The organism is Odoribacter lunatus (assembly GCF_943193135.1).
Lineage (GTDB): Bacteria > Bacteroidota > Bacteroidia > Bacteroidales > Marinifilaceae > Culturomica > Culturomica lunata.
Window position 1 is genome coordinate 1 of the sequence record NZ_CALPCZ010000033.1, and the last position, 22228, is coordinate 22228.

General features: G+C 46.3%; 17 protein-coding genes. 4 read left to right on the forward strand and 13 right to left on the reverse strand.

Annotated features, from left to right (window positions below; genetic code table 11):
* Positions 1-512: 512 nt before the first annotated feature.
* The 4 genes from NFR61_RS09985 to NFR61_RS10000 all read right to left on the reverse strand — a co-directional run bounded on the left by NFR61_RS09985 (position 513) and on the right by NFR61_RS10000 (position 4722).
* Positions 513-1847 (reverse strand): ABC transporter permease, encoded by a 1335-nt coding sequence (locus NFR61_RS09985; RefSeq protein WP_251623572.1) that lies wholly within the window; start codon positions 1845-1847, stop codon positions 513-515.
* Between the two features lie 12 nt (positions 1848-1859).
* The gene (locus NFR61_RS09990; protein WP_251623580.1) at positions 1860-2777 is read right to left on the reverse strand and encodes an ABC transporter ATP-binding protein; all 918 of its coding nucleotides are present in this window, start codon (positions 2775-2777) and stop codon (positions 1860-1862) included.
* Positions 2778-2847: 70 nt separating this feature from the next.
* On the reverse strand, positions 2848-3159 hold the full coding sequence (locus tag NFR61_RS09995) for an acyl-CoA carboxylase biotin carboxyl carrier protein subunit (protein ID WP_251623582.1): 312 nt from the start codon (positions 3157-3159) through the stop codon (positions 2848-2850).
* A gap of 18 nt (positions 3160-3177) precedes the next feature.
* Positions 3178-4722: an acyl-CoA carboxylase subunit beta gene (locus tag NFR61_RS10000; RefSeq protein ID WP_251623584.1), complete on the reverse strand. Its 1545-nt coding sequence runs from the start codon at positions 4720-4722 to the stop codon at positions 3178-3180.
* A 260-nt stretch (positions 4723-4982) separates the two neighbouring features.
* Between NFR61_RS10000 and NFR61_RS10005 the strand changes: the two genes are divergently transcribed.
* On the forward strand, positions 4983-5600 hold the full coding sequence (locus tag NFR61_RS10005; RefSeq protein ID WP_251623586.1) for an NAD(P)H-dependent oxidoreductase: 618 nt from the start codon (positions 4983-4985) through the stop codon (positions 5598-5600).
* Between the two features lie 6 nt (positions 5601-5606).
* Here the strand turns inward: NFR61_RS10005 and NFR61_RS10010 are convergent, their stop codons facing one another.
* The 3 genes from NFR61_RS10010 to NFR61_RS10020 form a co-directional block, all read right to left on the reverse strand.
* Complete coding sequence (locus NFR61_RS10010; protein WP_251623588.1) at positions 5607-6884, reverse strand: M16 family metallopeptidase; 1278 nt, start codon at positions 6882-6884, stop codon at positions 5607-5609.
* Positions 6885-6886: 2 nt separating this feature from the next.
* A complete protein-coding gene (locus NFR61_RS10015; protein ID WP_251623590.1) occupies positions 6887-8122 on the reverse strand; it encodes a M16 family metallopeptidase in 1236 nt (411 codons plus the stop codon).
* A 93-nt stretch (positions 8123-8215) separates the two neighbouring features.
* The gene (locus NFR61_RS10020) at positions 8216-9877 is read right to left on the reverse strand and encodes an MFS transporter (protein ID WP_251623592.1); all 1662 of its coding nucleotides are present in this window, start codon (positions 9875-9877) and stop codon (positions 8216-8218) included.
* A gap of 383 nt (positions 9878-10260) precedes the next feature.
* On the opposite strand from NFR61_RS10020, the gene NFR61_RS10025 reads away from it, so the two are divergent.
* Positions 10261-11898 (forward strand): beta-N-acetylhexosaminidase, encoded by a 1638-nt coding sequence (locus NFR61_RS10025; RefSeq protein ID WP_251623594.1) that lies wholly within the window; start codon positions 10261-10263, stop codon positions 11896-11898.
* 84 nt (positions 11899-11982) lie between these two features.
* Positions 11983-12954 carry a cation diffusion facilitator family transporter gene (locus NFR61_RS10030; protein WP_251623596.1) on the forward strand — a complete coding sequence of 324 codons (972 nt, stop codon included), beginning with the start codon at positions 11983-11985 and terminating at the stop codon, positions 12952-12954.
* 36 nt (positions 12955-12990) lie between these two features.
* Here the strand turns inward: NFR61_RS10030 and NFR61_RS10035 are convergent, their stop codons facing one another.
* The 3 genes from NFR61_RS10035 to NFR61_RS10045 are packed head-to-tail and all read right to left on the reverse strand — an operon-like array spanning position 12991 to position 18678.
* The gene (locus NFR61_RS10035) at positions 12991-14361 is read right to left on the reverse strand and encodes a TolC family protein (protein ID WP_251623597.1); all 1371 of its coding nucleotides are present in this window, start codon (positions 14359-14361) and stop codon (positions 12991-12993) included.
* Positions 14362-14380: 19 nt separating this feature from the next.
* Positions 14381-17557 carry an efflux RND transporter permease subunit gene (locus NFR61_RS10040; protein ID WP_251623599.1) on the reverse strand — a complete coding sequence of 1059 codons (3177 nt, stop codon included), beginning with the start codon at positions 17555-17557 and terminating at the stop codon, positions 14381-14383.
* Positions 17554-18678, reverse strand: coding sequence for an efflux RND transporter periplasmic adaptor subunit (locus tag NFR61_RS10045; RefSeq protein ID WP_251623601.1), 1125 nt, complete (start codon positions 18676-18678; stop codon positions 17554-17556). Before NFR61_RS10045 ends, NFR61_RS10040 begins: the two co-directional genes overlap by 4 nt.
* 147 nt (positions 18679-18825) lie before the next feature.
* Between NFR61_RS10045 and NFR61_RS10050 the strand changes: the two genes are divergently transcribed.
* A complete protein-coding gene (locus tag NFR61_RS10050; RefSeq protein WP_251623603.1) occupies positions 18826-19692 on the forward strand; it encodes a helix-turn-helix domain-containing protein in 867 nt (288 codons plus the stop codon).
* 6 nt (positions 19693-19698) lie between these two features.
* Here the strand turns inward: NFR61_RS10050 and NFR61_RS10055 are convergent, their stop codons facing one another.
* From NFR61_RS10055 to NFR61_RS10065, 3 genes are all read right to left on the reverse strand, one after another.
* The gene (locus tag NFR61_RS10055; protein ID WP_251623605.1) at positions 19699-20076 is read right to left on the reverse strand and encodes a RidA family protein; all 378 of its coding nucleotides are present in this window, start codon (positions 20074-20076) and stop codon (positions 19699-19701) included.
* Positions 20077-20183: 107 nt separating this feature from the next.
* Complete coding sequence (locus tag NFR61_RS10060) at positions 20184-20987, reverse strand: KilA-N domain-containing protein (protein ID WP_251623606.1); 804 nt, start codon at positions 20985-20987, stop codon at positions 20184-20186.
* A 158-nt stretch (positions 20988-21145) separates the two neighbouring features.
* Positions 21146-22228: glycine rich domain-containing protein (locus NFR61_RS10065; protein WP_251623608.1), on the reverse strand; the 1083-nt coding region annotated here is incomplete at its 5' end.

Below are 22228 nucleotides of genomic sequence, written 5' to 3' on the forward strand. Positions count from 1 at the left end.
AACAGGCGGGGAAAAGACACCGAAAAGAACCATTACGGAAAGGAATACCCATGACCTCCGTAAATACCGCATTCCGGTACACTTGATTAGTTTTTTCATATCAAGAAATTACTTAGCACCTTGAAAGTCCCCGGAAAGGTGGGTTTATAACAAAAAGAAAGCGTGGGAACTTTAGTTTATCTGGTAAAAGGTACGACCAAGTAACCCACATCGAAATAAACAGTATCCCACGCTTAACCTGTATATAGCACGAACGTATATACGGTAAGCATGAACGTTTACACTGCTTATCCTTCGATGTTAAAAATTGGTCGTTTTTTTACCAAGGATAAAGCTAAACGCTTCAAAATAATATTTCAATTACGGCAGGTCTCTCTGCCACAACAGGACAAATATAAGGAAAAAGTAAGAAACTTTCCTCTGTCCGGCGAATAACAATTTGCCACTAAAAAAAACGCGTAACGAAATCAGTTCTTATAACTTCGTTACGCGCCTTTTTATTTATTGGAATTTTAGTACTTCAGCCATTTGTAAAGTTCTTTCCAACTCGGCTTCTTGCCGTACATGAGAATACCGACGCGGTATATTTTGGCGGACAGCCAGGTGAAAAAGACGAATGCGGCAATTAACAGGGCTGCAGACAGCAAAAGCTCCCAGGTCGGGACGCCGAATGCCATTCTTACAAGCATAACGACCGGCGAGGTGAACGGGATGAAGGAAGCCCAGTAAACGATAGAAGTTTCGGGGTTCCGCATCGCGGCGATGCCGATGTAGAGGGCTGCAATCAGGACGATGGTCAGCGGTGTCATGAATTGCTGCGAGTCGGTTTCGTTATCGACGGCGGCACCGATGGCTGCAAACATGGAGGCATACAACAGGTAGCCGGCCAGGAAAAAGAAAACGAAAGAAGCCAGAAAACTGACGATGTATGACGGATCGATAGTCTGGGCAATGTTCTTTACGATTTCGAGCTGCTCGATGTCTAAATTGTTGGTTTGTGCCATTGTCGCCAGGTCAGTAGCGCTCCGCAGACTTTCCATGTCGATGTTCGGCATGAAGGCGCTTTGCAGGGCAATAACGGAGACAAGTCCGATGACAATCCAGATAAGGAACTGTACCAGACCGACTGAGGCCACACCCACGATTTTTCCCATAAGGAATTGAAAGGGCTTTACGGAAGAAACCAGCACTTCAATGATGCGGTTGGTCTTTTCCTCGATAACACCGCGCATGACGACTGAAGCATACAGGAAGATGAACATGTAGATGGCCATGCCTGCAACAAAACCGATGCCGGAAGCTATCGCCGAGGAAGTCTCTTTGGCTTCGCCTGTTTCCGACAGTTTCAAGGTGCGGATTCTTACCGGTGTTTTGGTGGCCTCCAGTTTTTCTTCCAGGTCCGGCAGATTGGTTTCGGCGATGACCGCTACTTTCTTGATATTTTCGATTTTATTCCGCAGTTGGGAACGAATATCGCCTTCCAGTTCGGGAGGAATTTGCGAGAAGGAGTTTATGGTGATGTCCGCCTCCTCCATGACATTGGCGGGAATCCACAATACGGCATAGTATTCGTTTTTTTTGAGATAGTCCGCCGATTCTTCCTGTGTAACAGCCTCGTCCGTGTAAACAAAATCGGTATTGTTGATTTTTTCCAACGGCTTTTCTATCGGGGAAGCATTGACGACAGCGATTTGTCGGTCTTGCGTGTCCTTTTTCAGCATCATCCACATCAGAAAGGCGTAGAAGGCTACAAAGAGCAGCGGTACGGCGATGGTGGTGATCAGAAATGATTTTTTCTTTACCCGGGTTGTGAATTCGCGCCCGATGATGATTAATATTTTATTCATGGTATTGTTTTTTTATTGCTCTTTCACAAGTTTGATGAAAATGTCGTGCATGCTGGGAATGACTTTGTCATAGGACAGGATGTCCGTGTGTTCGATGAAACGCGACAGCAGCGTGTTTGCCGGACAGTCGGTCCGTTTTTGCAGTACGATGTCCTGGCGTATGCCTTCCGTACGGTTGGAGAGCACTTCGAACTCCTGGCCTGCCAGTGCCTCTATATCGAGGTCGGGATTCGGGCGGATACTCAGCTGGTAGGAATTGTTGGCGTATTTCTCGCGGATTTCATTAATCGGTCCCTCGACGATCTTATGCGATTTGTTGATGAGGGCGATATGGCTGCATATTTCTTCCACCGAACTCATATTGTGGGTGGAAAAAATAATGGTGGTTCCCTTGCTCCGCAGTTCCAGTATCTCTTTTTTCAGCAATTCGACGTTAATCGGGTCAAAGCCGCTGAAAGGCTCGTCGAAAATCAGCATTTCGGGCTGATGGAGGACAGTGGTGATGAATTGCACTTTCTGGGCCATGCCTTTGGAAAGCTCTTCGACCTTTTTGTCCCACCAGGCGGAGATTTCGAATTTCTCAAACCAGGCTTTCAGCTGGCGGACAGCGTCATTCTTGCTGATGCCTTTCAGGCGGGCTAAATAGACAGCCTGTTCGCCGACTTTCATTTTTTTGTACAGTCCTCGCTCTTCCGGCAGATAGCCGATGCGGCTCATGTCGGAGGTCTCCAGGGGCTTGCCTTTGAAAAAAAGCTGTCCGGAATCGGGTCCGGTGATTTGGGTGATGATACGGATTAACGATGTTTTTCCTGCCCCGTTGGGACCTAACAATCCGTATATGGCGCCTTCCGGTATTTCGATGGAAACATCATCGAGTGCCCGGTGGTTGGCGTAATTCTTGGTAATGTGGTGTGCGTCAAAAAAATTCATGTTTTCTTCGTCTTGGGATATAAAAAAATGAGGGCATCCGCAGAACAGCAGACACCCTCGTTTGATAGGATTATTCTAATTCAATCATGATAGCTCCTTTAGGAACTTGTTCGCCTTCTTTGACATTTATTTTCTTAATCTTTGCGGCGAATGGAGCTGTGATTTTGTTGTCCATTTTCATGGCTTGCAGGGTCAGCAACACTTCATCCGGTTGAACTTCCTGCCCTTCTTTTACCTTGATCTGTACGATCGTTCCGGGAATATGGGCTTCAATCAGATTCGGGTTGGGTTCGACCCATCTTTTCCGGTTCAGCCATTTTTTGGTGAAGGTGGTTTGATATTCCGCCCCGTCAATTTCTAATTTTTCGTATTTAGTTGACATGATTTCTCCTCCTTTCGCTTAAAATGGTGGGATTCCGTGTTTTTTCTGCGGATTGACCACGGTTTTGTTTCCGGAAACTTCGATGGAGTGTTTCAACAGCATACGTGTTTCTTCCGGTTCGATGACGGAGTCGATATATCCTTTGGATGCAGCAACATAAGGATTGGCGAATTTTTCACGGTATTCGGCCACTTTCTGTTTGCGTGTCTCGTTCGGATTGCTTGACTCTTTGATTTCTTTTCTGAAGATAATGTTGGCGGCACCTTCGGGGCCCATAACAGCGATTTCCGCCGTCGGCCATGCGAACATGAAGTCCGCTTTCAGGTGGCGGGAATTCATGGCGATATAACCGCCTCCGTAAGCTTTTCTCAGGATTACCGTAATCTTGGGTACGGTGGCTTCGCTGTATGCGTAAAGAACTTTTGCTCCGTGACGGATGACTCCCATGTGTTCCTGTTCCACGCCCGGCAGGTACCCCGGCATATCTTCAAAGGTAACGAGAGGAATGTTGAATGCATCGCAGAAACGGATGAAGCGTCCCGCTTTGTCTGCCGAGTCGCAATCCAACACACCGGCCAGTACCAGCGGCTGGTTGGCGACGAATCCGACTGTTTCACCGTCGATTCGTCCGAATCCGACTACGATGTTCGGAGCGAAATCCTGTTGTACCTCCATGAAATCGGAGTCGTCCGCTACGGCCATGATGATTTCGCGTACATCATAAGGTTGTGTCGGATCTGCCGGCAGTATGTTGTTGATTTTGTATTCGGGTTTCGGCGGTTTCGGCGGGAAAGATTTGGCTTTCCGCTGGTTATTCCATGGGATGAGCGTGAGCAGTTTTTTGATTTGTTCAAAACACTCCTGCTCGGTCAGGGCAAAGAAATGGGCGTTTCCGCTTATTTCCGCGTGTACGCGCGCACCTCCCAGGTCTTCCATAGAGACTTCCTCTCCCAGTACGGTTTTAACGACCTCCGGTCCTGTAATGAACATCTTGGAAATGTTATCCACCACGAACACGAAGTCGGTCAGTGCCGGTGAGTAAACGGCGCCTCCTGCACAGGGACCCAGAATAACCGATAATTGCGGAATCACTCCGGAAGCCATTGTGTTACGGAAGAATATTTCACCGTAACCGGCCAAAGAGTCCACACCTTCCTGGATACGGGCACCGCCTGAGTCGTTGATACCGATGATAGGCATGCGCATTTTGATGGCATGGTCCATAATCTTCGTAATCTTCCGGGCGTGCATCAATCCCAGGGAGCCGCCGGCTACTGTAAAGTCTTGTGCATAAATGGCAATGGGTTCTCCATATACCGTTCCGGTACCGATAACGACACCGTCTCCGTGGAGAACTTTTTTATCCATATCGAAATCTTTCGACTGATGCTCTACGAACATGTCGTACTCATGAAAAGAACCTTTGTCCACAATCCCTTCAATACGTTCACGGGCGGTTAGTTTACCCATGGCGTTCTGCTTTTTGATAGCTTCTTCACCACCTCCTTGCAGGACCATTTCTTTTCTCTTTCTTAAATCGAGAATATTCCTTTTAAGTGACATATTTATTGTTTTTTAATGATTCGTGCCTCTTTTTGTATGAATTTGGCACTTGTTTAGACGACAATGTTAGTAAAAAAAAATGATTTCAAAAACTATTTATTGGGAAGAATTGCTGTAAAGTGTTGTTTTATAGATATGTATACGTTTGCGTACTTTTGTGGGCGGATGAGGTGAAAAATGGCAGGCTGCCGGATACAGGTCATGTAACTTCCGGGGAATAGATGCGTTTAATTGAGAAGATATAAAAATGAAGAATATATATGGAACACACAGCACCTTGGACCCATTTGGTCGTATTTTGTCATCCTAATCCGAAGTCGTTAAGTGCGGCTTATCGGGATGAGTTGAAAAGATTGACGGAAAAGTCCGGACATCGTTTTGTTGAGAGAAATTTGTATAGTATCGGTTTTAATCCTGTTTTGGGCAGCGGGGATTTTGAGGCTTTTGGCCGGCGGGAAATGCCCGAAGATATTCGGACGGAACAGGAGTATGTAAAGGAGGCCGATTTGATAACGTTTATTTACCCTATTTGGTGGACGGGTATGCCTGCTCTGATGAAAGGGTATATCGACCGGGTGTTTGCCCGGGGATTTGCTTATGATGCCGGAGCCGGTGGAGGAATTAAGAAATTGCTGACGGGCAAGAAAGCCATTGTTTTGAATAATACGGGAACGCCTTACGAAGAGTATGAAAATTCAGGCATGTTGCAGGCGATGCGTAAGTGCAGTGATGTCGGTATTCTGGAGTTTTGCGGTCTGGAGGTAGTAGAACATCACTTTTTCGGGAATATCCCGAATGCTACCGAAGCGGAACGTGTCGGACACATCCGCGTGTTGGCTTGCATTTATGAGAAGCTTTTGGCTTCTCCGGCGAAATAAGGAGGTTTAGTTTTCTCCGGCCGTAACGATGAATAAACGCTCCGTGTCTATGTATTTATTGGCGATAGCCAATAAGTCGGATGCGGAGTATTTTTGTATTTTTTCTATCAGGTGCAATTGGAAATCGTAATCGGTGTGAAAAAGCAGCTTTTGTTTTAAACAGTCGGATTGAGCGAATACACCGTCTAATTCCCGCAGAAGGTCTCCGTAAAGGTAGTTCTTGACCAATGAAAGTTCTTCTGTCGGGATTTTTTCTGTTTGCAGACGCTTTATTTCTTTTTGAATCTCTTCGATAGTTGCTTCGGTATATTCTCTGTTTACATCCGTGGTGATGCCCCAGTAGCTTTTTAGCGGGAGCGACAGATTGAAAGAGTTGATGCCGTACGTGTAGCCTTTGCTTTCCCGGATGTTGGACATGAGGCGGGAACCGAAGTATCCGCCCAATACGGTGTTGAGCAGCAGAAAGCCGGCGTAGTCTTCATTCGTCAGCTCTACGCCTTGTTGGGAGATACGGATGCTCGTCTGGACGGAACCGGCTTTGTACACATGGTAGTGTCCCGGTTGGGAGGGCTCGAATGTGTAGGCAGGTGTCGGCACTGTCTGGGAAGGATGGGGTAACTGGCTGAATACCGCTTCCGTTCTTTTTAATATCGAGTCGGTAATGTGGCCTGTAAGGATGATATTGCAGTGCGCGGCATTGATTCTTTCCCGGTAATAGCGGAGTAATGTATCCCTGTCTACTTTCTTGTAATCTTCTTCGTGTGTTACGTTCGCATAGGGATGGAATGTGCCGAATAACAGTTGTGCTGTTTTCTTGCGGGCGAGCCAGCTTGTTTTTTCCTTTTCAGTCAGAAAGTGCTGGCGCTTATTGTCTAAGTAGATTTCAAGTTCCTGTACCGGAAAGCTGCTTTGGGAAATCATTTCTCCTATCAGTTCAATGGTGGGGTCTGCATAGCGGTTCAGACCGAGAAGATTGGCTTCCGCTTTATGCAGTCCGTTGCTGAAATCAATGTAAGCTCCGTAGTAATCGAATATCTCGGCTAATTCCGCAGACGTGTGTCCGACGGTTCCTTCGTTCAGCATATTGATGACGGTTGAAGCGATTAACGGTTGCGGTTGATAATAAGCACCTGCTTCAAAACTGATGTCCAGACGGAATACTTCTTGTGACGGGTCGTTCAGAATATATAGGTTTACTCCGTTGCTGAAAAGCGAATGCTCGAATGGAATGGATTTCGGAGCGGAAAGGGGGGAAAGCGTCGGTGCTTGGGAACGATTGAGCATGATTATTTCAGATATAATAGGGTGGAACAATTTTCGGGACAGAACATTTTTTGCGCTGTTTCTTGCAGTTGGCGGGTGGTAATCTTTTCGTACTGTGCCTTTTCGTGATTGATAAGTTCGAGATTACCTAAAAATTCAAAATAGGCGAGGTTGGAGGCTTTATTTTGGTAATTGATTTCACCGAAACTGATACGGGATTCTATTTTGTGAATTATTTTCTCAAACTCCCGGTCGGTAATCGGGTCATGAATGAAGCTGGTGATTTCATTAAGTACGGCTTCTTCAGCTTTTTCGATATCGGTGTTTTCAGAAATCTTACCGGAGAAAATAAATACTCCGGGATCGGTTTCGCCTCCGACATACGCTTCTATTTCGGAAAATTGCCGTTGTTTTTTAATCAGACTTTGATAGAGACGGGCGGATTGTCCGTTGGACAAGAGGTCTGAAATGATGTCGCAGCAGTAGAAGTCTTCGGATAACCGTTTGCCCATGTGGTATACTTTATACAGAGCATCGGAAGGGACGTTGTTTCCTTTGCTTATCAATTGGCGGTACTCCGATTGTTCGGGTTCTTGCGGTATTTCCGGAGAGGTATAAGGAGTAGGGGGAATGTCTCCGAACCATTTTTTGACCAATTCCAAAGCCTTGGTCTCGGAAATATTGCCGCTTATGCTGATAATGGCGTTGTTCGGTGCGTAATAATGATAAAAAAACTCTTTGACGTCTTCTAAGGTAGCTTTTTCAATGTGTTCGGGGGAGAGGCCGATGGTGGGCCAGCGGTAGGGATGTACTTTATAGGCCAGCGGTCGCAGTTTAAGCCATACGTCTCCGTAAGGAGCATTCAGATAGCGTTGCTTGTACTCTTCAATAACTACCTGTTTTTGAATATCCAGTGCGTGTTGTGAAAAATTCAGCGCGAGCATTCTGTCGGACTCTAACCACAGGGCGGTTTCAATGTTGGACGCCGGAATGGTTATGTAATAATTCGTATAGTCATTCGTCGTGTAGGCATTGCTGTCTCCGCCGGCCTGTTGCACATGCCAGTCGAAATCGGGAATGTGGGCGGAGCCTCCGAACATGAGGTGTTCAAAGAGATGGGCAAAGCCCGTTTTGTCCGGTGATTCGTTTCGGGCACCGACTTTATATAGCGTATTGACACATACGAAAGGCGTATTGCTGTCTGTGTGGCAAATGACAGTAAGGCCGTTATCTAACTGGGTCCGTGTATAATGAATCATATTGTATTTTACTGAATGAGCTAACAAATTTATAAAAAAATAGCGGGAATCCGATGATACCCCGCTATTCCTCGATAGCCTGTTAGGCTTTCTTTAGTCTTTTTTGATATTCGGGAGCTCCAGTCCGTAACCTTTTTTCTTATCAATGGCTTTCAGCACGAAGCCCAGAATCAGGGCGGCTACGCCTAAGCAGGCAAGCATGACCAAAGGCGCCGTATAGTTGTAGGAAACGGCTGCTTCTTCCGCACTGATGGTGCCGTTTTGCAATTCTGTCACCAGCTGAGGATTGGTTTTGTCCAGCACCTTGCCGATGAGCAACGGGAACAACCACAGGCCGATGTTCTGAATCCAGAAAATAAGAGCATAGGCGCTGCCGATGATTTTGGCATCCACCAGTTTCGGCACGCTCGGCCAAAGGGAAGCGGGTACCAGAGAGAAACTCGCCCCCAATACGAGAATCGTCAGGTAAGCGACGATCATGCCGCCCATGGCATTGCCCTTGAAAGCGGGCAGAACGAAAGCGAACGTCAGGTGGCAGAGAATCAGCAGCACGGAACCGATGACCAGCATCGAAGCCGCTTTCCCTTTGTGGTCCACGTAATTGCCCAAAATAGGTGTGATGCCCACTGCCAGCAACGGGAACACGGCGAATACTGTTTCTGCACTTTGGCGCATGTAACCCATATAGCAGAAAATCACCAGGGCGACTACGGCCACCGCCAGCAATCCGTATTTTGTGTTTTTGTTTTTTGAAAAGTTGCTTGCAAAAGCGGCAGCTGCCACGATGAGCATGATGCAATATTGGATGATGGTTACCGTATTGGTTGCCCAGAAAGAGTCGGGATCAACCGTGGTGAAAGTCAGGTTGCACTGCAACATGTTTACCGCATATTTCTGGAACGGGAAAATGGCGGAATAGTAGAGTACGCAAAGCAGGGCGACCAACCAGAAGCCGCTGCTGGAAAGAATTTTCCCCAAATCACTGATTTTAAACGGGTCATCTTTTTCTTCGGCTTCGCCGGTCTGTGCGTCGAGCTTCTTGTCCATGAAGAAATAGACAATGAACATGATGAGAGCGATGAACAGCAGGACAACTCCGAAAGCGACCGAGCGGGAAACGTCGATGTTTCCGCCCAGTTTGGCGAACACCGGCGAGAATATCATACAGGTGGCGACACCCAGACGGGCCAATGCCATTTCGGAACCCATGGCCAGAGCCATTTCACGTCCTTTGAACCATTTCACAATCCCGCGGGAAACCGTGATGCCTGCCATTTCCACACCGCAACCGAAAATCATGAAGCCCACGGCGGCGAACTTGGCGGAAGCGGGCATACCGCGATAGAAAGGGGAAATGCCCAGTTCATCGAAACCGGGGATGTAGTTCAAGTTATTGTTAAACCAGGCTTCCAGTCCGCTGCCCTGGAAAGCGGCCGTTACGGCATACCAGTTCAGCGTGGCGCCGATGAGCATCACGATGCCGGAAAGAATGGCCGTGAAGCGCACGCCCATTTTGTCCAGGATGATACCGGCGAAAATCAGGAAGAAAACGAATACGTTCAGGAATGTTTCCGAACCCTGCATCGTTCCGAAAGCCGTCGAATCCCAGCCGCGGGTGGATTGCATCAGGTCCTTTATCGGAGAAAGGATGTCCATGAAGATATAGGAACAGAACATGGCGAAAGCCAGAAATAGAAGCACTGTCCACCGGGCAGCCGCCGAATCTCTAAGGGTTTGTTGGATTTTTTCAGTCATAATTTTATTTGATATGGTATATTTACGTGCGGCCAAAGATAGCGGAAATATATGGATAATCCATTATATAATTCCGATATGTTCTCCTAAACAAAATCATCCCTTATATACTTCTCAGGTAAAATTAAGATGTACTTCCAGTATAATTACAATAAATACATTTTTTTTAGCATATCTAAAAACTATTAAAAGCTTATTTTATATAAGCTTTTAATAAGGTTATAATAAGCTTTTAATAAGCTTTTATTCGAAGGTGATTCGTATTTGCACACTGTTTTATACTTGTTTTTTATAGTCCATTGCTGTTTTGGTGTTGACAATTCCTTGGGAATGTGTATATTTGTCAAATATGTATGTGCTGACAGATTTAATTTTAATACACCATGAAGAGTATCTATTTGCAAAAGCTGGCTGTGTGCTTTCTCGTATGGGGAGCTGTGGCTTGTACGGAAAAGAGAGTGGAGACGGGAGATTTTCATGTCGTCCCTCTTCCGCAGGAAATCGAGGAGGTGGCGGACGCTGCTCCTTTTGTCATCAAATCATCGACGCAGGTATGTTATCCGGAAGGAAATGAGAAACTGGAGCGTACCGCCCGTTTTCTGGCTTCCTATATCCAAGAGGCGAGCGGAACGGAAGTGAAGGTTTCGACCTGCACAAAGGGTAAGAACCGGATTGTTCTGGCGGTGGACGAGAGCATTGCGCATCCGGAAGGGTATGAATTGAGCGTGGATGCGGATGGCGTGACGTTGAAAGGGGCGACGGAAGCGGCTGTATTTTACGGCATTCAGACGATTTACAAGGCGCTGCCTTTGACGGGTGGAGAGGCGTTGGCTTCTTTGCCTGCCGGAACCGTAAAGGATTATCCGCGTTTCGGTTACCGGGGATTCCTGGTGGACGTGGGCAGACACTTTTTCTCTGTCGATTATTTGAAGGAGATTATCGATATGCTGGCTCTGCACAACATCAACTATTTCCACTGGCATCTGACGGAGGACCAGGGCTGGCGTATTGAAATCAAGAAATATCCCGAATTGACGAAGGTCGGTTCTTACCGGAAGGAGACGATTACGGCTCCCGGTTCCAAAGAGTATGACGGCGTACCGGTCAGCGGTTTTTATACGCAAGAAGAGGCCAAGGAAATTGTACGCTATGCGGCAGAACGTTTTATTACCGTGATTCCCGAAATCGATATGCCGGGTCATATGCTGGCGGCGCTGGCTTCTTATCCGGAGCTGGGATGTACGGGCGGACCGTATGAAGTGGCTACCCGTTTCGGCGTATTGGAAGACGTGTTGTGCGGAGGAAATCCGAAGGCGCTTCAGTTCGCGAAGGACGTACTGGAGGAAATCATGGATATTTTCCCGTCGGAATACATTCATATCGGCGGAGACGAGTGTCCGAAAGTACGTTGGAAGGCTTGTCCGAAATGCCAGGCTAAAATTCGGGAGCTGCGCTTGAAGGCAACCCCCGGCCATACGAAGGAAAATCAGTTGCAGACTTATTTTATGGGAGAAGTGGAGAAGGTCATCAATGCCCGCGGACGGAAGATGCTGGGCTGGGATGAAATCCTGGAAGGACATCCGACGGCGACTTCGACCATTATGGCGTGGACCAGTGTAAATGCTGGCATTAAATCGGCGCAATTGAATCACAAGACGATTATTACCCCGATTATGTATCTTTACTTGAGTAATCCGAGAAATAACCAATTGAAGGGCATAAACAGCGTGGCTCGCGTGTATAATTTTGAACCGGTGGCGGATACATTGACCGAGCAGGAGAGACAGAATATTATCGGAGCGCAGGGATGTATCTGGACGGAATGGACAAAAGACAGCATAAAAATGGAATGGCAGATGATGCCGCGTATCGCTGCTTTGTGTGAGATACAGTGGACGGAACCGGAAAAGAAAGATTTGGACGCTTTCATGAAACGTCTTCGTCATCAGTTGGATATTTATAAGTTGAGAGGGTATAACTATAAACAGGATATAGAAGAAGCCTATCAGAAGGCGGAATAAAAGAAAAAGGACAGTTCATTGCTTGGTAAGCAGGTATCTTTTCCGGCGGGTTTACGTACATGAACAGGTTGATATAAATCTGTCATGGTAGAGGAGAAGATAAAAATACAGGTACAACGTCGGATTGTCGGGATTTCCGTGCTGTTATTAATCGGTAAATTCATGGCATTCTTTATCACGAATTCGGTGAGTATCCTGACCGATGCGTTGGAAAGTATAGTGAATGTCATAGCCGGTTGTATTAGTCTTTACGCGATAATTGTTGCGTCAAGACCTTGTGACAAGACTTATCCGTTTGGACCCGGTAAAATGGAATTGATATCCGCTTCCATAGAAGGATTATTGATTGTCGTGGCGGGAGGAGTGATAGGTTATGAGGGAATCCGGCGTCTGTTCTTGCCTATGCAGGTTGTGCAGTTGGATATAGGGATTGGAATTGTTGCTTTGGCGGGAATAGTGAATTATCTGTTGGGATGTTATAGCATACGCTTGGGGAAACGGCATGATTCGATAGCTTTGGTCGCCGGCGGGAAACATCTTCAAAGCGATACCTATTCATCGGCAGGCCTGGTAGTGGGGTTATTGGTATTGTATTGGACGGGCTTGCATTGGGTGGATAGCGTGTTGGCATTGCTTTTCGGAAGTATCATTATATACACGGGAATACGGATACTGCAGGACACGATTGCTAATTTGACAGATAGGGCGGATACGCGGGCATTGAAAATGATATTGGGAGAATTGATCATACACCGGAGGGAAAATTGGATAGATGTCCGGAATATGAAAGTGTTAAAGTACGGACGGGCTTTCTTTGTAGATTGTGATTTAATACTGCCCTGGTATTACGATGTCCGGGAGGGAAACGAAGTATGCGAAGGGGTGGCGGATGTCATTTCGATGAAGTTGTCACCTGCCATTCGCTTGAGTATTCATATAGACCCGTGTTCGGAAAATTATTGCCCGCGTTGTATGCTGGTTGAATGCGAAAAGCGTTGTCATCCGTTCGTCGGGCTTGCTCCTTTTACGTTGGACAGGATAACGGGAAGTGAATAAAAAATCCCGCTGTAAAGCGGGATTTTTATTTGTTTGTCATTCACGTCCTCCACCCAAAGCCTGATAGAGATTTATAAGTCCCTGTATCTGGGCAAATCGGTTGGCGACTTGTGTCAGTTGGGCATTCAGTAGCGTCTGTTGGGCTACCAATACTTCCAGATAGGTCGTATTGCTGCTGTGCTGCATCAGCAACCGGGTGCTCTTTTCTGCCGTCACCAAGGATTGTACCTGCTTTTCATACCACTCGGATTTTTCTACGGCCGTTTGGTATTGTGTCAAAGCATCGTTTACTTCGCTGCCTGCATTCAACAGCGACTGCGTAAAATTCAAACGTGCTTCTTCCTGTTGGGCTTTGGCGATTTTCAATTGTGCCCGGTTCATTCCTTTGTTGAACAGCGGTACCGTTAGAGAACCGACAGCCGCAGCCAGCAACTTACCCGGGTTTACAATGTAAGAACCCGCGCTGTTCGTCCAACCGAGGCTGCCGCCTAATACCAACGACGGATAAAAAGCCGAGCGGGCTGCATTCGTCGTATAAAAGGCCTGAGCTAAGGCCAGTTCGGCACTCTTTACATCCGGACGACGGGAGAGCAACTGCAAGGGAACGCCTACCGATACTTTTTCCGGTAAACGTTGTGCATTCAATTTGCCCCGTTGAATCTGCTGGGGAACATCAGCCAACAGCAAAGACAAAGCATTTTCCACTTTCTCAATCTGTTCTTCCAGATCCAGCAGCGTTGTGCGGATTTGATAATAAGTAGCTTCCGTTTGGGCCAAACCGGCTTCGGTAACCATTCCGGCTCCTTTCATGGCGCGGGTGGTTCTGACGCTTTCCTGCCAGCTTGCCTCCGTGGATTTGGCTATCTCATATTGGGCGTCCAGCATTAAGAGCGTATAATAGCTGTTTGCAATACCGGCTATTAATTGTGTCTGTACAGCCTGTGCATACTCCTGGCTTTGAAGATAAGCGGCTTTGGAGCGGCGTTTGGCATTTGTCAGACGGCCGAATATATCCACTTCCCAGCTTGCCGTAATCGGCAAAGAATACGTCTTTGTCGCTTTGCCGCGGTCGAAGCTGCTTATAGCCCCTTCCGGAGCCAATGCAAAAGCAGGCAGATAAGACAAGCGCGAAGACATCAGGGCGGCTTCCGCTTCCTGTACTTTCAAATGGGCGGTCTGCAGATTCGTATTATTCTGTAAACCTTTCTCAATCAAAAACTGTAATTGAGGATCGGTGAACATTTCCCGCCAGCTCAAATTTCCCAAACTTGCCGTATCGGATGACGTCAGCGTATCGGCAACTCCGAACAGCCCTTTGGGTACCTCTGTCTGAGGTTTGTATTTTGAATATATGCCGCAGCCATATAATCCGATAGCCAGGGCAAATAATATAATTAATCTTTTCATCTCGTTCTATTAAGTCTCCCTATTCAATATTTCTCTCTTCCATTTCAGCCTGAATCTGCCAGTCATCACACGGAGCCGGTTGTGCCGGACGGAACCGCTCTTCGATTAACTGGAAGATAACAAACAAGGCGGGAACGATAAACAGCAGTGCCAGCGTTCCGATAATCATACCGCCTACAGCACCGGTTCCCAATGAACTGTTACCGTTAGCACCTACACCGGTGGAGAACATCAACGGCAGCAAACCGAATATCATCGTCAATGCCGTCATCAGAATAGGCCGTAAACGGGCTTTGGCGGCACTTACCGCAGCTGCGACGATACTCATGCCGGCAGCCCGCCGTTCGGAGGCATATTCTGTCAGCAAAATAGCCGTCTTGGCCAGCAAACCGATCAACATAATCAAACCGGTCTGCAAATAGATATTGTTTTCCAGTCCGACCATTTTGGCAAAAAGGAAACTGCCCATCAGGCCGAAAGGCACACTCAGAATCACCGCAAACGGGATAAGGAAACTTTCGTACAGACCACTCAAAATCAGATAAATCATCAAAATACAAATAGCGAAAATGATGACTGTCGTATTGCTCTGTTGGTTTTCCTCTCGGGTAATACCGCCGAAATCGTAGCCGTATCCCCTTGGTAAAGCGGCCTCTGCAGTTTCTTTTACCGCCTTGATAGCGTCTCCCGTACTGTAACCTTCTGCCGGCATCGCATTCACGGCGATGGAATTGAACATGTTGAAACGGCTCAGCGTTTCTGCGCCATACGTACGGGTAAGCGTAACGAACTGGCTTAACGGAGCCATTTCCCCATTGGACATGCGTACGAATATATTATCCAGCGACGCTTCGTCCATACGGAATTTGGGGTCGGCCTGAATCATCACGCGATACACTTTTGAGAATCGGTTGAAATCGGACAGATATTGTCCTCCGTAATAACCGGACAATGTACTCAGCACCGCATTGGGCGTGATACCGGCGCGTTTGCATTTGGCGGCGTCCACATCCACCGTCCATTGCGGATAACGGATATCGAACGGAGAATAAGCCATGGCTATTTCGGGACGCTGATTCAAGGCTCCCAGGAATTGCTGCGTGGTCGTAAAGAACGTACTGATATCGCCACCCGTCTTATCCTGCATGTGCAACTCCAGGGCATTTCCCATACCGTAGCCCGGAATCATACCCGGAGAAATGGCAAATATGTTCGCATTCTTAATATCGGCCGTATGTGCATATACTTGGTTAATGACAGACTGTACATGGTCGGCTGAATTTGTACGTTCATCCCACGGTTTCAACTGCAGAATAAACATACCGAAAGCATTTCCCTGACCGGCCAATAAACCGTATCCGGCAACTTTCTGCGCGTGTTTTACCTGAGGAAGACGTTGTAAACGCTCTCCGATTTGCAACATGACGTCATTCGTCGTTTTCAACGAACTTCCGGCTGCCGTGCTGACATTCACGAATACGACGCCCTGGTCTTCTTCGGGTACCAGACTGGTCTTGGTTGAATTCATCAACAATACCAATACGACTGCCGAGCAGACCAGCAGCGAAACTGCCAGCCAACGATGACGGATGAAAAATAAAACGCCTCGTTTGTATTTTTCGATGATAACATTAAATGCAGCATTGAACGCATTCCGGAAGCGGGCGGCGAAGTTGTTCTTCTGCGTACCGTCTTCATTCAGGTAGGGTTTCAGCAACAAAGCACACAAGGCGGGACTCAACGTCAAAGCGTTGATGGCAGAGATACCCACGGCTACCGCCATCGTCAAACCGAATTGCGTATAGAATGTTCCCGATGTACCGCTCATGAATGATACCGGAATAAACACGGCCATAAACACCAGAGAAGAGGAGAAAATAGCCGAGCTGATACCTTTCATGGCATCGATGCTGGCCATGTAGGACGACCGGTAACCTACGTCGAAACGCTGCTGTACGGCCTCAACCACCACAATGGCGTCGTCCACCACCGTACCGATAACCAATACCAAAGCGAACAGGGTGATCAGGTTGATACTGAATCCCGCCAGTGACATAAATGCGAATGTACCGATCAGAGACACGATGATTCCAACCAGCGGAATCAACGTGGAGCGTATATCCTGCAAGAACACGTATACAACCAGGATAACCAGAATAATAGCCTCAATCAACGTCTTCACCACTTCATGAATGGAAGCGAACAGGAAGTCGTTGGAACTCATAAGCTGGGCAATCTCCACATCTTGGGGAAGATCTTTTCTGGCCTCTTCCAGAAATGCGTCAATCTGACTATTCACTTCTGTCGCATTGGAGCCTGCCGTCTGGAAAATCATGCACGAAATACCGCTGTGACCGTCCATACCGCCTTTATAAGCGTATGAATCCTGTCCCAACTCAATGTCGGCGATGTCTTTTAATTTCAAAACCTCCCCGTCATCTGTAGAGCGAATAACGATTTCGCCGAACTCTTCCGGCGTTATTAAACGTCCCCGGTATTTCATCGTGTACTGATAGGTTTCGGTGGAATTTTCACCGAAAGAACCCGTGGCAGCTTCAATGTTCTGTTCTGCCAATACCTGAGCCACATCCGCCGGAATCAGCTTGTATTGTGCCATGATGTCGGGCTTCATCCATATACGCATACTGTAACTTCCTCCCATGATCATCATGTCTCCTACGCCTGAAATACGTAAAATAGAAGGTTTCAGGTTGATGTTGATGTAATTGGACAAGAAGTTCTCATTGTAGGTATTGTTCGGACTGTGCAGGGAGAACATCTGCAAAATACTTGTCTGACGCTTGGAAGTCGTTACACCCACCTGGGTTACTTCCACAGGCAGTTGTCCCGTAGCTTTCGACACCCGGTTCTGCACATTTACCGCAGCCATATCCGGGTCTGTTCCCTGTTTGAAATAAACGGTAATCGTCACCGTTCCCGCATTGGAGGCCGACGAAGTCATATAGGTCATATTCTCCACACCGTTGATGGCTTCTTCCAACGGAGCGATCACACTCTTCTGCAAGGTTTCGGCACTTGCCCCGTAATAAGTTGTACTTACCTGTATCGTAGGAGGTGCAATATCAGGATATCGTTCTACCGGCAAGGTAAACAGTCCGATTAACCCTACTACTATAATGGCAATAGAAATAACCGATGATAAAATCGGGCGTTCTATAAAAGTTTTTATATTCATTTCTTTTCCTCATTTTGTTTTGCCCGAATCGGAGTACCTTCACGCAACAGACCAACCCCTTCAGCCACGATTACATCTCCTTCATTCAAGCCTTCATTTACAACATATTCCAGTCCGCCATTCACACGGGTAACTTTCACAGGAGCCGATTGCGCTTTGCCGTCTACAACTTTGTACACAAACACTTTATCCTGTATTTCAAAGGTAGCGTTTTGCGGAATTGCATAACATCCGCTGAAAGTCGTCGGAACTACTACATTTCCCGTACCGCCGCTATGCAACAGACCTTTGGTGTTGGGGAATGCGGCACGCAGACTCACTGTCCCTGTAGAACGGTTGATGACACCGCTGATAGACTCGATTTTCCCCTTTTCTCCGTATGTTGATTTATCGTTCAACACCAATTCGATTTCCGGCATATTCTTCAAAGCCTCCTCTTTGGAACCGTATTGACGAATCAATTCCAGCAACTGGTTTTCAGTCATAGAAAAATAAACATACATCGTCGAATTGTCGGAAACCGTTGTCAGAGGCTCCGGCATAGCCGAACCTACCAATGTTCCGACCCGGTAGGGGATCGTTCCTACCACACCGTCCGACGGGCTTTTTACTACGGTATAAGAGAGATTATTCCGGGCATTTACCACCTGTGCTTTCGCTTGTGCCAATTGGGCTTTGGCAGCTGAAAGCGCGTTCTTTGCGGTATTCAGGTCAAATTCCGAAATCACATTCTGGCGGAAAAGCTCCTGTTTGCTGTCGTATGTTAGCTGGGCCGTAGCCAAAGCAGCCTCCGCTGCCGTCATATTTGCCTCTGCCGTGTTCAGCGCGGCTTGATAACCCACCTGGTCGATAACAAACAATGTCTGTCCCCGTTTTACCAATTCACCTTCTTTCACACACACCTGTGTCAGGAATCCGCCTACCTGGGGATAAATGTCTATATCCTGACGTCCCCGGATTGTTGCGGAATACGTACTCATCAATGTCCGCTCTGTGGGTTTTACCGTCAATACCTCATAACTGGCCTCCTGCACTGCAACCGCTTCGGGTTTACATCCTACAGCTGCCAAACCGCAGATGACTATAAGCATCTGCCTCAGATTACATACTTTTTTCTTCATTTTTAACTATAATTTTTTCATCGCAAAAATAGCTTACAAAAACTATACCATTCTGTTTACAACCCGAACAATATTGTTCATTTTAGGAAGAAACAGACAGGAATTTTTTAATAAAAAAAGTTATTTTTGCTTTTAAAATCAAAACAGATGGAAGTGGAGAATCCCTTTGTAACGACTGCTGTCGAGCCGTTTGCTCAAAAAACGGATAATTTGGCATCCCTTCAGGGAAGATTATGCAAAACAGGAAGTATCGTTGTACTTATTTGTTTGCAGGGAGAAGCCGTGGTGACCATTGACTTGCATAAATATTCCCTGGCGGTAAATACATTCATGTTTCTTTTTTCGTACCGTATTGTCGGAATAGAGTCCGCCAGTAAAGATTTTTTAGCGGACTATTTTGTTTGCTCGGAAGAAATGTTTTGGAAAACCTCTTTCCGTTTTGAACCGCAATTTTTCCGTTTCATTAAAGAACATCCTTGCTATACTCCGCCACTCGAACAGGTAGATGTCGTCAAAAGATTAATAAATTCAATCGCTGCCATATACGAAGACCGCCAGAATCGCTTTCGTAATCAGATAGCTAAAAAACTGATGCAAATATTTCTGATGGACTTGTATGATAAAACCTGCCGTTGGTTCTCATTGGAAAATCTGAAAGGGCTTACCCGCCGGCATCAGTTATTCCAGAAATTCACCACACTTGTACATACACACATCACAACCAGCCGGGAAGTTGCTTTTTATGCGGAAAATTTGTGTATTTCAACCAAATACCTCACGGATATATGTCGGTATATCACCGGCATGTCAGCCAAGAAAATCATTGACGACTTTTCTATGCTGGAAATAAAATTCCTGCTTACGAATCCCGAACTCTCTATACAGGATATTTGCGATCGGCTTCATTTTCCCGACCAGTCCTATTTGGGGCGCTATTTCAAGCGTCATGAAAAAATATCGCTGACGGCTTATCGGAACCTCACGCGGGAAAACAATTCCTCCCCGCTCTTTTAGCAGACCTTATTTAGCGGCAATCGTCTCAATTTCAACCAACGCTCCCATCGGCAGAGACTTCACGGCAAAAGCCGCCCGCGCGGGACACTCTTGGGTGTAATATTTGGCATATACTTCATTCATTGCGGCAAAATCGCTGATGTCGCTTAACAGACAAGTTGATTTCACCACATCACTGAAAGAATAGCCTGCCTCTTCCAGAATATAACCGATATTTTTCAACGCCTGTTCCGTTTGCTCCTTGATACCGCCTTCCGCAAACTTTCCGGTAGAAGCATCGATAGGCAACTGTCCGCTGATATAAAGCGTACCGTTTACTTCCACTGCCTGACTATACGGACCGATAGCTTTCGGTGCCTTCGGTGAATTGATGATTTTTTTCATAGACCTTATAAATTTTAATATTTCCGCAAAAATAATAAAATTTATTCGATACTCATTCTCGTTATGTCTTTAACGTGATATAAATATTTTGTTTATTTTATATGTTGTTATATCAGGAGTTTGCGATTTGTATTATTATGTTCTAAAATGTTCATTTGATGAATAGCTATCTGATTTAGCTTGAGTAGTCGTTCGGATTGTTTCATCCCTTGTTCTATAAATATAGCATTGAGATTTTCCATATTTGCCAAACAGATAAGTTCATTGATTGTGGCATAATCGCGGATATTGCCTTTCAAGTCAGGATTTGCTTCGCGCCATTGTTTGGCTGTCTGTCCGAACATAGCCATATTCAGCACATCAGCTTCATTGGCATAAATAATATTTGCCTGTGCTGACGTGATTTTTGCAGGAATAAGATTTTGACAGATTGCGTCGGTATGTATGTGATAGTTAATTTTTGATAATTCACGTTTTGCCGACCATCCTAATAATTGTTGCTCTTTAGTTTTTAATCGCTGAAATTCTTTGACAATGTAAATTTTAAATTCAGGACTTATCCACATTGCGAATTCAAACGCAATATCTTGATGGGCGTATGTGCCGCCATATCTTCCGGCTTTCGCTTGTAGACATACTGCATTTGTTCGGGACACAAATTCTTTGACGCTTATTTTGAAACTATTAAGTCCTGAATGATTTCTAATTATGGCGAATTCGCCATAATTAAAATTAGGATTATAAATCTTTTCCCAAATACCGATAAATTCAAGTGTATTGCGATTGCGTAGCCAATCTGTAATGAAAAAATCTCCATCTTTGGCACGTAGCATATCCGTGAGACATATATAATCTTCGCCGTTGATTTTTACGACATTGATGTCTGTTGCTTGAACTGTGATTTTTGTCATACAAAGAGAAATAGTTGGATAATAACACGAAGTTAAGCCAAAAAATTGATATATCAGTCGTTCTTTTTGTTTTTAGTTAGTTATCCCCCTAATGTATAGTTTATACGTTAGGGGGATGAATTCAAATGAGGATTTCCTGAATAAATAGTTGTTCTGAATTAAGGATAGACGGGACTAATTCGTACCAATCCGTCTCCTGTACGTTGTCCACTTGACATACTGGCGTTTTGGAAGACGAGACCGCTGTAGTGGTTAGGTTGCCCTGTCGGGGTTAGATTCCCGTCGCCTGTAATGGCGTTGCAGCCCGGCATTCCGGACACAAAACCGGAACCGCCTCCACCACCTTTTTGTTTATTATTAGTACTTGGGCCATAGTAGCCACCACCACCACCTCCTCCTCCAATATAGTTATTTCCCCCATATTTCCCGTCAGCTCCTACTCCAAAAGAATAACCTGTTTGAGTGGCTTGAACATAGGCATTGACTACCGATCCCGGATTGCCACCTGTTAGCCCTCCGCCAACTCCTCCACTAGCATTTCCGGTTCCTGTCCCGCCTCCGCCTCCACCGGCAACCATGATTCTGGAATAAAGATTCCCGGCGACTAAACGGATGTCACTGGCACCACCGCCACCACCACCAGTATCGTCTCCTTCATCATTTCCTCCTTTTCCACCTCCATTCCATCCTCCGGCTCCTCCCGTCTTACTGCCTTTTCCGTTCCCCCCAATACCTCCGACGTACGCATAGAACGTTCTTGAAGAAGTTAATACCAATTCACCTTTGCTATACCCGCCGTAACCAATAGAAGCTCCTAATGTTCCGTTAACTCTAGTGCGTCCTCCTTGTGCACCCCAACACTCCATTTTGTATTTGCCCGGTGCCAATGTAATAGACTGCGAACCTCCCGTATAAGCAAACTCTCTTTGTATTTCCAGTCTCTTTGTCCACGATTGTCCCGGACATTTGTCGGATGATACCGTTACATTTGTCCAAAAGACGGAATTGGAAGTCAAACCCGTTACAAGTCCTTTGTTATTAATGGATATTCCCGTAGGAGGTGTTTCCAATGTCCAGTGGGTTTGCTGCATGGTTTCCCACCTGGAATCAACAGTGAAAGAAGGATAGGCATTGGTAAGAGTTTCCACGGAACTAGCGAAGGGTGATGGAGCCAATACTATGGTCACATAGGAGGTTTCTGCCACACCCACGGCACAGATGGCTCTCCGTTTGAAATAAAA